Annotated in this window: 12 protein-coding genes and 1 pseudogene; 7 read left to right on the forward strand and 6 right to left on the reverse strand. The window is 71.7% G+C overall.

The genetic code is table 11. The features are described 5' to 3' along the window. Positions 1-37 precede the first annotated feature (37 nt). From ASF52_RS23770 to ASF52_RS18215, 3 genes and pseudogenes are all read right to left on the reverse strand, one after another. Positions 38-2,275 carry a Pls/PosA family non-ribosomal peptide synthetase gene (locus ASF52_RS23770; protein ID WP_443136700.1) on the reverse strand — a complete coding sequence of 746 codons (2,238 nt, stop codon included), beginning with the start codon at positions 2,273-2,275 and terminating at the stop codon, positions 38-40. Then, positions 2,273-4,162, reverse strand: a pseudogene (locus ASF52_RS23775) (amino acid adenylation domain-containing protein); the annotation flags it as partial. The pseudogene ASF52_RS23775 and the gene ASF52_RS23770, both read right to left, overlap by 3 nt. A gap of 218 nt (positions 4,163-4,380) precedes the next feature. Beyond that, positions 4,381-4,971, reverse strand: coding sequence for a histidine phosphatase family protein (locus ASF52_RS18215; RefSeq protein ID WP_056174875.1), 591 nt, complete (start codon positions 4,969-4,971; stop codon positions 4,381-4,383). Between the two features lie 182 nt (positions 4,972-5,153). Here ASF52_RS18215 and ASF52_RS18220 point away from each other — a divergent pair, with 182 nt between their 5' ends. From ASF52_RS18220 to ASF52_RS18235, 4 genes are all read left to right on the forward strand, one after another. Then, positions 5,154-6,104: a polyphosphate kinase 2 family protein gene (locus tag ASF52_RS18220; RefSeq protein WP_244473860.1), complete on the forward strand. Its 951-nt coding sequence runs from the start codon at positions 5,154-5,156 to the stop codon at positions 6,102-6,104. A gap of 82 nt (positions 6,105-6,186) precedes the next feature. After that, the gene (locus ASF52_RS18225) at positions 6,187-6,375 is read left to right on the forward strand and encodes a 3-alpha domain-containing protein (protein ID WP_056174877.1); all 189 of its coding nucleotides are present in this window, start codon (positions 6,187-6,189) and stop codon (positions 6,373-6,375) included. Positions 6,376-6,461: 86 nt separating this feature from the next. Further along, positions 6,462-6,776, forward strand: a complete 315-nt coding sequence (locus ASF52_RS18230) for a putative quinol monooxygenase (RefSeq protein ID WP_056174880.1) — start codon at positions 6,462-6,464, stop codon at positions 6,774-6,776. Then, the gene (locus ASF52_RS18235; protein WP_056174883.1) at positions 6,764-7,216 is read left to right on the forward strand and encodes a MarR family winged helix-turn-helix transcriptional regulator; all 453 of its coding nucleotides are present in this window, start codon (positions 6,764-6,766) and stop codon (positions 7,214-7,216) included. The genes ASF52_RS18230 and ASF52_RS18235 overlap by 13 nt, the downstream gene beginning before the upstream one ends. A gap of 10 nt (positions 7,217-7,226) precedes the next feature. Here the strand turns inward: ASF52_RS18235 and fabI are convergent, their stop codons facing one another. The 3 genes from fabI to ASF52_RS18250 form a co-directional block, all read right to left on the reverse strand. After that, positions 7,227-8,084, reverse strand: a complete 858-nt coding sequence (fabI, locus tag ASF52_RS18240) for an enoyl-ACP reductase FabI (protein WP_056174885.1) — start codon at positions 8,082-8,084, stop codon at positions 7,227-7,229. Positions 8,085-8,265: 181 nt separating this feature from the next. Then, positions 8,266-9,210 (reverse strand): DnaJ C-terminal domain-containing protein, encoded by a 945-nt coding sequence (locus ASF52_RS18245; RefSeq protein ID WP_056174887.1) that lies wholly within the window; start codon positions 9,208-9,210, stop codon positions 8,266-8,268. Positions 9,211-9,460: 250 nt separating this feature from the next. Continuing rightward, a complete protein-coding gene (locus ASF52_RS18250) occupies positions 9,461-9,877 on the reverse strand; it encodes an RT0821/Lpp0805 family surface protein (RefSeq protein ID WP_056175110.1) in 417 nt (138 codons plus the stop codon). Positions 9,878-10,104: 227 nt separating this feature from the next. Here ASF52_RS18250 and pdxH point away from each other — a divergent pair, with 227 nt between their 5' ends. The 3 genes from pdxH to ASF52_RS18265 all read left to right on the forward strand — a co-directional run bounded on the left by pdxH (position 10,105) and on the right by ASF52_RS18265 (position 12,745). Then, positions 10,105-10,740 carry a pyridoxamine 5'-phosphate oxidase gene (gene pdxH / locus ASF52_RS18255; RefSeq protein WP_082478893.1) on the forward strand — a complete coding sequence of 212 codons (636 nt, stop codon included), beginning with the start codon at positions 10,105-10,107 and terminating at the stop codon, positions 10,738-10,740. 189 nt (positions 10,741-10,929) lie between these two features. Next, positions 10,930-11,652 (forward strand): SDR family NAD(P)-dependent oxidoreductase, encoded by a 723-nt coding sequence (locus tag ASF52_RS18260; RefSeq protein ID WP_056095925.1) that lies wholly within the window; start codon positions 10,930-10,932, stop codon positions 11,650-11,652. Further along, complete coding sequence (locus tag ASF52_RS18265; RefSeq protein ID WP_056174890.1) at positions 11,645-12,745, forward strand: hypothetical protein; 1,101 nt, start codon at positions 11,645-11,647, stop codon at positions 12,743-12,745. Before ASF52_RS18260 ends, ASF52_RS18265 begins: the two co-directional genes overlap by 8 nt. The last annotated feature ends 9 nt before the right edge of the window (positions 12,746-12,754 follow it).

Consider the following 12,754-nt stretch of genomic DNA (forward strand, 5'->3'; position numbering starts at 1 on the left):
ACGCGGGCGTTTCGCTCAAGAACCTGAGGCCCGACCCTCAGGCTGCGTTCTGTTTCGCCGCGGCATGCACCACCGGCACCGCCGGGGCGCCTTCCCATTCGGAATGGGGCGGGATCGACTCGCCCTTCATCACGATGGTGAGGGGGCGCAGGCGGGCATAGGCGCCGACCTTGGTGTCGTACAGCACCGTCGAGAACGCGCCCACCGACACGCCCTCGCCGACGACCACCCGGCCGACCTTCATGATGCGGTCCTCGTAGAGGTGGGTCTGCAGGGCCGAGGTGCGGTTGATGGTGGCGTAGTCGCCGATGGTGACGCAGTCGAACTCGGTGATGTCGGTGGTGAGCATGCACACGCCCTTGCCCACCTTCACGCCGAGCAGCCGCAGCATCCAGGGCAGGAACGGCGTGCCGACGAGGTGCTCGAGCAGGACCTTGCCGGCGAGCCCCCAGTACAGCACCGCGACGGCCTCCGTCCGCATGGCCCACCACGACCACATCGGCTGCATGCCGGGCTTGTAGACCCCCATGAGCAGCCACTTCACGGCGATGACGGTGAAGGACTGGATGAACGCGATGGCGACGCTGACCGCCACGAAGGAGACGGCGAGCCCGGTCCAGTCCTGGGCCAGGATGGCGGGGTAGAAGTACCAGTCGATGGCGGTGATCGCGAGGGTGATGAACAGCATCGGCGAGAACGAGGTCGAGAACGCCTCGAAGATGCCGCGCCGGAGCTTGGGACCGAGGCCGGGCTCGTAGGTCTGGAGGTCGGAGCCGAGATCGACGCGCTGGCGCGCCGGCAGCTTGATCGGCGGCGAGCCGAACCAGGTGTCGCCCGGCGCCATGAGATCGTTGGCCGGCGGCTTCGACTTGATGCCGATGAGCACGTCGTCGGGGATCACGGCGCCCGGCGGCACCACGGCGTCGTTGCCGACGAAGACGCGGGCGCCGGTATGGACCTCGTGCAGGTGCATCCAGCCGCGCCGGATCTCTTCCTCGCCGAACACCACCTCGTCGGCGACGAAGTTGCGCGCGCCGATATCGGCCAGATCGTAGCGGCCGCCGAGGTTGGTCGAGATCTCGGCGCCCTGGCCCATGCGGGCGCCCATGAGCCGGTACCACGCCCGCATGTAGACCGTGGCGAACAGCGACGAGAGGGTCTCGAGGGTGACCTCGGCGGCGAGCGCCACCGTCCACTTGCGCAGGTAGAACCCGCTGTGGATCGAGTGGGTGCCGGACGAGACGCGGGGCAGGATCGCCCAGCGGATGCCGGCGATGAGGAACACCGTGCCGGCCGTCATCAGCATGGCGGTGGGCCAGGTCAGCAGCGGCAGGTACCAGTGGTAGTCGATGTCCGTCAGGTCGGACAGCGAGTCGCTGAGCTGGTCGAAGATGTAGAAGGCCGGGAAGATCGGCAACAGGCCGATGGCGGGGATCGCCGCCAGCAGGAAGGTGTAGAGCACCCCGAAGGCGAGGCGCCGCTGCGGCGAGGCCGTGGCGGGCTCCGGCAGCAGCGTGGGGTCGGCGGTGCCGACGCGGCGGCCCGGCGAGCCGTCCCAGATCTCGGCCCGGCCCACCACGGTGCCGGTGGGAATCGTGGTGAGGTCGCCGATCTCGGCATGGTCGCCGATGGTCGTGTCGGGGCCGATGACGCAGGAGGCGCCGATGGCGACATCGGCCCCGATGGTGACCCGGCCGATGATGAGGGTGTCGCCCACCACCTCGGCGTTGGCGATGACGAGGCGGCCGCCGAGGGAGGCGCCGGGGCCGATGGAGACGAGGTCGGGGGCACCGATCTCCGCGTCGGAGATGAGGGTGTCGTCGCCGACCTTCGCGCCGAGCAGGCGTAGGTAGAACACGATGGCCGGCGAGCCCTGGAGCCACTTGATGTGCACCAGGGGCGTCAGGCGCTGCGCCAGCCACCAGCGGTAATAGTACACGCCCCAGAGCGGGTAGCGCCCGGGCTTGGTCCGCCCGAGAATCAGCCATTTCGCCGCCACCGCGATGGCGGCGGTGACGGCGTTGATGCCGATATAGACCAGCAGCAGCACGACGAGTTCGCCGAAGAAGCCGAGCCCGCCGCCCGTGAGCAGCAGGTAGGTCACGAAGATGCCGAGCCATTGCGAGGTGGCCAGCGCGATGACGAAGGGCAGGGCGGCGGCCTGGGCGAGGCCGCAGAGGAAGCGCCGCCGGAACGAGGGCGGGGCGAAGCTGAGGTCCCGCACCGCCATCTGCGCCCCGGCCCCGCCGGTGCGTTCGATGAGGGCGTCGGCCATGCTCCGCAGGGTGCGCCGGCCGTAGACGTCCTGCAGGGTGATGGCGGCGAGCGCCGGCGCCTCGCGCACGGCGCCGACGAAGCGGGCGGCCAGCAGCGAATGGCCGCCGAGATCGGTGAAGAAGTCGCCCTCGAACGGGATCGCCTGGTTGCCGAACACCTGGTTGGCGGCCGCCAGGAGCGCCGCCTCGGTCTCGTTGCGCGGGGGCTCCTGCTCGCCCGAGACGTCGGCGACGGTCAGCGTCGCCGCCCGCAGGGCCTTGCGGTCGACCTTGCCGGAGGTCAGGCGCGGCAGCACCTCGGCCACCTCGAAATGCCCCGGCACCATGTAGGGCGGCATCTGTCCGGCGAGGGTCTGCCGCAGGGCGGCCTTGTCGATCTCGATGCCGCGCTCGGGCACCAGGAAGGCGACGAGGCGGTCGACGCCGTCGTCCTGGCGCAGGACCACCGCCGCCTGGTTGATGCCGGGCAGCACCTGGATGCGCGATTCGATCTCGCCGAGCTCGACCCGGAAGCCGCGGATCTTCACCTGATCGTCGATGCGACCGTGGAACAGGATGTTGCCGGCCGCGTCAACGGAGACCGCATCGCCCGAGCGATAGAGGACCGGGTCGGTCCCGTCGGAGGGGTAGGGGTTGGCGATGAACTTCTCCGCCGTCAGCTCGGGGCGCTTGAGATAGCCCCCCGCGACGCCGGGGCCTCCGATGAGGAGCTCGCCGGGTTGGCCGGGTTCGAGAAGTTCGAGGGTCTCGCCGGCGACGTACACCGAATAGTTCGGGATCGGGCCGCCGATGGTGACGGGCGTGCCGGCCCGCATCTGCGCCGCGGTGGCGACCACCGTCGCCTCCGTCGGCCCGTAGGTGTTGAACAGGGCGCGGCCGTCCGTCGCCCAGCGGGCCACCAGGGGTTCGGGCAGGGCCTCGCCGCCGAGAAGCACCAGCCGCACCGTGGGCAGGTCCTCCGCGATCATGGCGAGCAGGGTCGGCACCGTGTCGAGCACCGTGACGCGGGCGCGGGCGAGGATGCCCGGCAGGGCCTCGACGTCGCCCATCATGGCCGGCGAGGCCACGAACAGGGTCGCGCCGACGAGATAGGGGACCCAGATCTCCTCCATGGAGAGATCGAAGGCGACGCTTGCGCCCTGGAACACCACGTCGTCGGGCCGCATGCCGTAGAGGGCGTTTCCGGACCGCAGGAAATGGCAGATGTTGGCGTGGCTGATCGCGATGCCCTTCGGCACGCCCGTCGAGCCCGAGGTGTAGATCAGGTAGGCCGGGTGCTGGGGCGTCAGCCCCAGCGCACGCGGGTCGGGTCGGGGCGCATCCGCCGGCGTTCCCGCCAGCAGGGCGTCCACGGTGAGGGCGGGTGCGGCGTCGGGGGCCTGGGACGCCAGGGCCGGAGAGACGAGGAGCGCCTTGGCGGCGGCGTCCGCGAGGCACACGGCGACGCGGTCGGCCGGGGCCTCGGCGTCGAAGGGCAGCCAGGCGGCGCCCGACAGGGTGATGCCGATCTGGGCCACGAGGAGGTCGGGACCCCGCGCCATCCACAGGCCGACGACATCGCCGGGGCCGATGCCGCGATGCGCCAGCCCCCGGGCGATGGCGCCGGCCCGCGCTTCGACCTCGGCGTAGGTGAGGGCCGGGTGGGCGCCGTCGGCGTCGCTGAGCGCCCCGTCGACGAGGGCCGGATGATCGGGGCGGGCGGCGGCGCTGGCGGAAAAAATCTCGCCCAGGACCTCGTCGCGGATGAGGTCGGGGCGTGCCTCGCCGCGCAGGACCGCCTTTCCGGTTAGGCTCGCCTGGCCGCGCGGGGTCTCCTGCCCGGACAGGACCGACTGGCGCGTGGGCCCATCCGCCAGGGGCCGGGCTGTCTCGGCGAGACTGGTCATCCACTGCTCCGCTGCCGGATCCTCGGGCCCGCTGCCTGTGGCGAGCCTCGGATGCGCTTCGTTCTGGCCGGGTAAGGCGCTCGGATCACGCCGGAATCGCGGCAACGCCCGAAGTTCGGCGGTGCCTTAGCACGTTTGACCGGACGTGAGAGACCCGATCCGCCCGCAGGACCGGGCCGCAATACGGATCACGCCCAACGTCATCACGCCCAGCGCCATCACGCCCAACGCCAAGTCGCGCCCTCGATGACCAGGACGCCGCCCTGGCGGATGCCCATGCGCGGCGCCTCGCGGATGCCGAGGCAGCCCCGGATCACCAGGATCGCGCGGGCGACGCCGCCATGGGCGACGATGCAGGCCGGCCCCTCGAGGGCGGCGAGGGCGGGGGCGACCCGTTCGACCAGCATGGCGTAGCTCTCCCCGCCCTCGCCCGGCGGCCGGTAACCCCAGCGGTTGCGGTCGCGCGCCAGGGCCCGGGCCATGTCCCGACGCCGGATCTCGGCCCAGGTCGAGCCTTCCCACGTGCCGAAGCTGATCTCCTTCAGGCGTGCGTCGGTGCGGTAGGCCTCGGGCGCGAGGTCGAGGCGGGCGCGCACGGCCTCCATGGTGCTGCGGGTGCGGGCCAGGGGGCTCGCGACGAAGTCGAGACGGGGGAGATCCGCGCCCGCCGCCTGCGCCAGGCGCCCGGCCGCTTCGTCGGCCTGGCGGAGGCCCTCGGCGTTGAGGGCGATGTCGCGCTGGCCCTGGAGACGGCCTTCCGCGTTCCAGTCGGTCTGACCGTGGCGGACGACGTAGAGGGTCGGGGTCATGAGGCACGCCCCACCGCGCGCTGCTTCCCATCTGCCGGGCGGCGCTTGTCGGCTGCCGCGCGACGCGCATCGGAACGGCCGCGCTTGCGGATCGTTGTCGGTTCCAGGGGCTCGGCTGGTTTCGAGGTCTTGGTAGGTTTCAAGATCCTGCGCGCCTCGATCGTCAGCGGACGAATTTCCATATGCCGCACAAGCCCATCAAGCCGGAATCCGGCAAGTCCGGTGCGAAGTCGGGAGCCCGGGGAAAGCCCGGGGGAACGGTGGCGGAGGAGGGCGGTTCCTGCAAGCCGCACAAGGCCTCCCGTGCTGACGCCACCCCCGGAATCGTCACCGTGGCGCCGGGGCGAGCCTTGGAAGGATCTGCCTTCGATCTCTCCGCCGTCGATGCGAACGCCGATGGCGGCCTCGACAAGGCGGCGGCCAAGCAGGCCCTGGCCGTGGAGCGCGCCCGCATCGTGTCCCTGCAGGAACGGCTCTACGCCGAGCACAGGCGCAGCCTGCTGGTGGTGTTCCAGGCCATCGACACCGGCGGCAAGGACGGCACCATCCGGGCGGTGTTCGAGGGCGTGAACCCGCAGGGCTGCCGGGTGTGGCCGTTCAAGGTGCCGAGCGCCGAGGAGGCCGCCCACGACTTCCTGTGGCGCTACCATGCCAAGACGCCGGGCCGCGGCATGATCGGCGTGTTCAACCGCAGCCATTACGAGGACGTGCTGGTGGTGCGGGTGAAGGGCCTCGTCCCCGAGCCGGTCTGGCGGGCGCGCTACGGCCAGATCAACGATTTCGAGCGGATGCTCACCGCCGAGGGCACCACGATCCTGAAGTTCTTCCTCCACATCTCGAAGGCCGAGCAAAAGGAGCGCCTGGAGGCCCGCATCGCCACCCCGGAGAAGCACTGGAAGTTCGACGCCGCCGACCTCGTGGAGCGCCGGTCCTGGGACGCCTACCAGGCCGCCTTCGCGGATGCGCTGACGCAGTGCTCGACGCCGGACGCGCCGTGGCACGTGGTCCCGGCCAACCGCAAGTGGTTCCGCAACCTCCTCGTCGCCCGCACCATCGCGGACACGCTGGAGGCGATGGACCCACGCGTCCCGGACGCGCGACCGGGCGTGGCCGGGATGACCGTGCCGGATTGAGGGGCGCACCGCGTGTCCTGTCGGGGGCGTCCCGTCCTTCTGGAACTCGGCTGCGACGCCGGTGTCGAGGTGATCTTTTCGCATGATCCCGCGAGAAACCCAGGACCCCGGAGTCCATGAGGATCGCGATCGAGGCGGTGCTGACCGGGCGGCGCTCGCGGAGATCGCCGCCCTTGAGACCCTGTCGACCTCCTGGCGGAGCCTCGCCGCCCGGCGCCTGGAGCGGAGCGCCGTGGAGGATTGGACCCCACGCCTGAGCGGTGAGGGGTGAGCCGCACGCGCGCCCGGGACGCCCGGCCTTGCCGGAAAGGGCAGGTCGGCCTAGTGATTAGCATCCTAACTAAAAGGAGGCTCGTCATGCCGGACCCATTGGTGCTCTTTGCCCGGATCACGCCCAAGCCCGAACATCGCGCCGCCGCCCGTGCCGCAGTCCTGGCGATCCTGACGGTCACACGGTCCGAACCGGGCTGCCGCCGCTTCACGCTGCATGACGACCGGGACGGCGACGGGCCGCTCTACCTCTACGAGGTCTGGGACGACGAGGCGGCCCTCGCCGCTCACCATGCCCAACCCTATACGCGCGCCGTGTTCGAGCGGTATCGGACGTGGCTGTCCGAGCCGGTCGCGATCACGCGGTTGCGCGCGATCGGGGAGGGCGCATGTTCTTCCTGAAGGAGCTGCCCACGCGGGCGATGCTTCAGAGCTACTCTGACCGCTACCCGGGCATGGATGCCGGGGCCGTCGCCGAGGCGCTTCGGCTCCTGCGGCGCGCAAGCCTGTTGATGCGCGCGCTGGAGGCGTACTTCACCGCCCACACGCTGTCGCAGACCCGCTTCCTCATCCTGATCGTCATCGATCGGGAGCCCGGGCAAGGGGGACTCATGGGCAGTGAAATCGCCGACCGGCTCGACATCTCACGTCCCGTCGTGACCGAAACCGTCAAGGCCATGATGCGGGCGGGCCTGCTCGGCAGCGCTCCGGTTCCGGGGGACGGCAGGGCCAAGCGCATTACCCTGACGCCGGCCGGGCGCGCGGTGCTCGCCGACCTCCTGCCCGGCTACTTCGCCCTCATCGCCGACTTCATGGCGCGCGAGGGCGACGGGACCGCGTGACCGCCCGGCCTCAATCCTTGTCGAGGCTGAGGTCCGGCGCCTCGGGGTTCTTCATGCCGACCACGTGGTACCCGGCGTCGACGTGGAGGATCTCGCCGGTCATGCCCCGGCTCATGTCCGAGACGAGGTAGGCGGCGGTCTCGCCGACCTCGTCGATGGTCACCGTGCGGCGCAAGGGGGCGTTGTACTCGTTCCACTTGAGGATGTAGCGGAAGTCGCCGATGCCGGAGGCGGCGAGCGTCTTGATCGGGCCGGCCGAGATGGCGTTGACGCGGATCTTCGAGGGGCCGAGGTCGGCGGCCAGATACCGCACGGAGGCTTCGAGCGCGGCCTTGGCCACCCCCATGACGTTGTAGTGCGGCATCCACTTCTCGGCGCCGTAATAGGTCAGGGTGAGGAGCGAGCCGCCGTTCGGCATCAGCTTCTCGGCGCGCTGGGCCACCGCCGTGAACGAGTAGCAGGAGATCAGGAGCGATTTCGTGAAGTTCGCCTCCGAGGTCTCGAGGTAGCGGCCCGTCAGCTCGTCCTTGTCCGAGAAGGCGATGCAGTGGACGACGAAATCGAGGCCTTCGGGAAACACCTCGGCCGTGGCGGCGAACACCGCGTCGATGGAGGCCGGATCGGTGACGTCGCAATGGCCGACCACGTGGGCGTCGAGTTCGCGGGCCAGGGGCTCGACGCGCTTCTTCAGGGCGTCGCCCTGGTAGGTGAAGGCGAGCTTGGCCCCGTGGGCGGCGGCGGATTTCGCGATGCCCCAGGCGATGGAGCGGTTGTTGGCGACACCGAGCACCAGCCCGCGCTTGCCGGCGAGAAGGCCGCCGACGTGCAGGCCACCGACGTGATCGTGAACCGGGTTCGTGTCCGCCATGAAGTCACCTGAGCCAGAAGCGTCGCCGGGCATGCCGAGGCCCGGCCGGAGGGATCGGACGGACGGACGCGCCGCGCGCACTCTCTATAACGGCATGCGCCGCGCGCACTCTTAGCGGAGGCATGCCGGTGACGGAAGTCCGGGTTTTCCGTGCCGGATTCCGCGTGCGACGTGCGGCGTCTCAGCCGACCCGGGCGGCGCGCCGGGCCTTGGCGTAATCCGTGAGCGCCGTGTCCTCGGCACTCGGCAGGGCGACGGCGGTGGTGGCGAAGAGGTCGCCCCGCGTCCCGTCCTTCTTCGGCAGACCCTTGCCCTTGAGCCGGAAGGTCCGGCCCGAACTCGTCATGGCGGGGATCCGCATCTCGACGGCGCCCGTCAGGGTCGGCACCCGGATCGGGCCGCCCAGGACCGCGTCCTCCAGGGGCACCTCGACGGAGGCGCGCAGATCCGCCCCGTCCGGGGTGAAGCGGGCATGCGGCAGGATGCGGATGGTGAGCAGCGCGTCGCCCGGCGCGCCGCGCCCGCCCGGCGATCCGAGGCCGCGCAGGCGGATCACCTGGCCGTCGATCACGCCGCGCGGCACCACCACGTCGACGTCGCGCCCGCCCGGCAGGGACAGGCGCAGCTTCTCCTCGCTCGCCACCTGCTCGAGGGTCACGGCGAGTTCGGCCGCCACGTCCTCGCCCTTGGCCGGCTCGCGCTGCCCGGCGCCGGCCCCACCGGCCCCGGCGCGGAACGCTTCGCCGAACAGGTGCGAGAAGATGTCGTCGCCCATTCCCCCGGGACCTCCGCCCCCGGGGCCGCCGGCGCCGCGCCCCCGGGCCGCGTTCTCGAAGCCGAACCCGCCGGCCCGTCCACCGCCGCCGCCGAAGCCCCCGAACCCCTCGAACCCGCTCGCGCGAGGCTTGCCGTCACCGTCGATCTCGCCCCGGTCGAACTGCCCGCGTTTCCCCGCGTCGCCCAGGATCTCGTAGGCCGAATTCGCCTCGGCGAAGCGGTCCTTGGCCTTGGTGTCGCCGGCGTTGCGGTCGGGGTGGTAGGCCTTGGCGAGCTTGCGGTAAGCCTTCTTGATGTCGGCTTCGCTGGCACCCTTGGGCACACCCAGGACGTCGTAGGGATTGCGCATCGGTCAACACTGTCTCGGTGCCGTGAGGAGCTTGGCCGTGGGGAGCCGGCGGTTTCGCTGCCTCGGATTCATCGCGCCTGATGTGGACGGTTCGCGGCCGGTTCGCAACGCGAGGCCCGGAGATTTCGCCGGCGCACCATCGCGGGCGCCGTTTCCCGGGCGGTTCCTTCCAGTGTCAGGCCGCCAGTGTCAGGCCGCCAGTGTCAGGCCGCCAGTGTCAGGCCGCCAGTGTCAGGCCGTGTTGCCGGCGTCAGATCGCCGTCTTGGTGCCGCGCACGCGCTTCAGGGCCCACTCGCCCCCCGAGGGCTTGCAGCCGGTGCCGCGCAGGAACCGGCTCCGGCCGGGCGCGATCACCGAGGCGAGGAAGTCGCGGCAGACCTGATCGTTGGACACGTAGGGCAGGCCCGTCGGATTGACCGAGCCGCGCAGGCTGGTCTCGGGGTTGTCCCACTTCACCGGGCGGCCGTTGCCCTGCGGATCGAGGGCCACCGACAGGGCCGCGTGCGCCCGGCGCCAATCCTCGGCCCCGAGATCGCGGCCGAAGCTTTCGGGCGGACGCGCGATGCTGCCGGTGCTCGTCGGTTCCGGCGGCAGGGCGGCTTCCGCGACGGTCTCGGTCTGGAAGGTGATGATCGGCAGGCCGCAGCCCGACAGGGGCAGGAACACCAGGGCGGCGAGGGCGCGCCAGGCATGCGACGCCGCGCGGGAAGGGCGGCGCGTTCCGCCGCAAGCCGTGGTCCGTCGCGAAAAACCCGCGGCGGGGACCTTGGCCGCCGCCCCTTTCGTCCTAAAGTCGCACCGACGCATTACACTTGATCTCACGACGGGAGAGGACCGATGGCCAACCGCGCCCCACGTCGGTGCCCCCCGACCCGGATCTCACGTTAGCCAGGATGTTCGCCTTGGATCGGTTAAGGATCGATGACCTCGCCCCGTCGAACGACTTCACCCGCGCGACGGATCCCTGGGCCCTGTTCGCCGCCTGGATGGCGCAAGCGGAGGCGTCGGAGCCCAACGACGCCAACGCCATGGCGCTGGCCACCGCCGGCTCGGACGGCCTGCCCGACGTGCGGATGGTTCTCCTGAAGGGCGTCGATGCGCGCGGGTTCGTGTTCTACACCAACACCGACTCGGCCAAGGGCGAGGAACTGGCGCAGAACCCCCAGGCCGCCCTGGTGCTGCATTGGAAGAGCCTGCGCCGGCAGATCCGCGCCCGCGGCCCCGTGTCCCATGTGACCCCCGAGGAGGCCGACGCGTATTTCGCCAGCCGGGCCCGTGACAGCCGCATCGGCGCCCATGCCAGCCGGCAATCGCGGCCGCTCGCCGACCGGGCCACCCTGGAGGCGGAGGTGGCGGCCCTCGCCGCCCGGTTCGAGGACGGTCCGGTGCCGCGCCCGGAGAACTGGATCGGTTTTCGGGTCGCGCCGGTCTCGATCGAGTTCTGGCAGGACGGCCCGTTCCGCCTGCACGACCGGGTGCGGTTCACGCGTGCCGGCGATGGCTGGGCGGGGGCCCGGCTCTATCCGTGACCCGATGGGGTGGGGGCACGATCCCCGAGGGCGGGCGCCGCCGTTTGGTGCGGCGCGGGATGGACCCTGGATTTTAGGACCGGCGGCGCTTAGACCTTGAGGCCGGTGCGGCGGGTGCTCTTTCGTTGACCGCCTCCCGATCCCGAAGGAACGGTCTTGGCCACATCCTCCAACGAACGCCGCCGCGTCATGCTGCTCACGGGGGCCAGCCGCGGCATCGGCCACGCCACCGTCAAGCGCTTCTCGGCGGCCGGCTGGCGGGTGATCACCTGCTCGCGCCACGCGTTTCCCGAGAACTGCCCGTGGGAAATGGGGCCGGAGGATCACCTCCAGGTCGATCTGGCCGATCCCGAGGACACCATGCGGGGTATCCGGGAAGTGGCCGGGCGCCTCGCCGATGAGGGCGGCCTGCTCCACGCCCTCGTCAACAACGCGGGAATTTCGCCCAAAGGCGCCAACGGCGAGCGCCTCGGCGCCATCGCCACGGAGTTCGGCGACTGGCGCAAGGTGTTCCAGGTCAACGTGTTCGCGCCGCTCCTGCTCGCGCGCGGCCTGTGCGAGGAGCTGACCCGGGCCAAGGGCTCCATCGTCAACGTCACCTCCATCGCGGGGTCCCGCGTCCATCCCTTCGCGGGCGCCGCCTACGGTACCTCGAAGGCGGCGCTCGCCGGCCTCACCCGCGAGATGGCGAGCGATTTCGGACCCCTCGGGGTGCGGGTCAACGCGATCTCGCCGGGCGAGATCGACACCGCCATCCTGTCGCCCGGCACGGACAAGATCGTCGCCGGCATCCCGCAGCGCCGTCTCGGCACCCCCGACGAGGTGGCCAAGGCGATCTACTTCCTGTGCACCGAGGCCTCGTCCTACGTGAACGGCGCCGAGCTGCACATCAACGGCGGCCAGCATGTCTGAACGGGGGCGGTCGCCCGCGCGCCTCGTTGCCCTGCTGCTCGTCGTCCTTCCGCTCCCGGCCGCCGCCGAGCCGGCCGTCACGATTCTCGATCTGCCGTTCTCGGCGAGCGCCCTGCGCGGCCCCGGCAGCGAGGTCGCCATCGCGGTGGCGACCTCCGGCCTCCTCCCCCTGGCGCGGCCGAAGCCGGGCGGGACGGGCGCGGCGGCGGAGGGGGGGGCCATCGCCGTGGTCTGGGGAGAGGCGGGGGGCGCGGTCCTCGCCCTCGTCGACGGGCACGTCACCGCGACGCTCCTCGGCCGCGAGGCCGTCGAGGGGCTGGCCGCCGCCGAGACCCCGCGCGGGGCGCTTCCCGGGTCCCGCCGGGCGCTGTCCGGCGCCCTCTCGGCCCATCTCGCCGAGCCCGTGACGGTGCGCGGCCGGCTGGGCGCGGGCGCGCTCGTGATCCGCGAGCGGAAGGCCGTTCCCATGAGTGCGGAGCCGAAGGCCGTGCCCGTCGCCACCGCGACGGTCCGGCCCGCGCCCGATCCCGCCTTCGCCCCGCGCGCGCCGCGCATCGCGGCCTTCGACGGCCGCCCCGCCATCCTGGCGGTGGGCGAGACCGAGCACGGATCCTCGCTGATGGTCGTCGAGCCCGCCGAGTCCGGCTGGAGCGTGCGGGCGCGCAGCCCCGCCGAGCCCGGCAGGCCGCTCCAGGTGGCGGGCGTCGCGGATTTCTCAGGCGCCGGCCGGATGCAGGTCGCCGCGACGGGCTCGGCCGACGGAACCGCGCGGCTGCGGCTGTGGGCCTACGAGGGCGGCGCCCTGCGGCCCCTTCTGTCGGCACCCGGCTACGACGCCGCGGCACCGGGCGAGGGCGGTCCCGATCTGGCGGCGCTCCTTCCCCGCGACGGGGCCGTGGACCTCGCCGTGCCGGTGGCCGACCGCTCGGCCCTCGCGATCGTGTCCCTGAAGGGCGCCATCACGGAGCGCGCCCGCGCGCCCCTGCCGGCGCCCGCCGCCTTCGGCGTCGCCACCCTCGGGGCCGGGGCGGCCGCCCGCCTCCTCGTTGGCCTCGCCGACGGGCGCATCGCCGTGGTGAACCCCAATCCGTGAGCTGTCGTC

Source organism: Methylobacterium sp. Leaf112 (assembly GCF_001423295.1).
Taxonomy (GTDB): domain Bacteria; phylum Pseudomonadota; class Alphaproteobacteria; order Rhizobiales; family Beijerinckiaceae; genus Methylobacterium.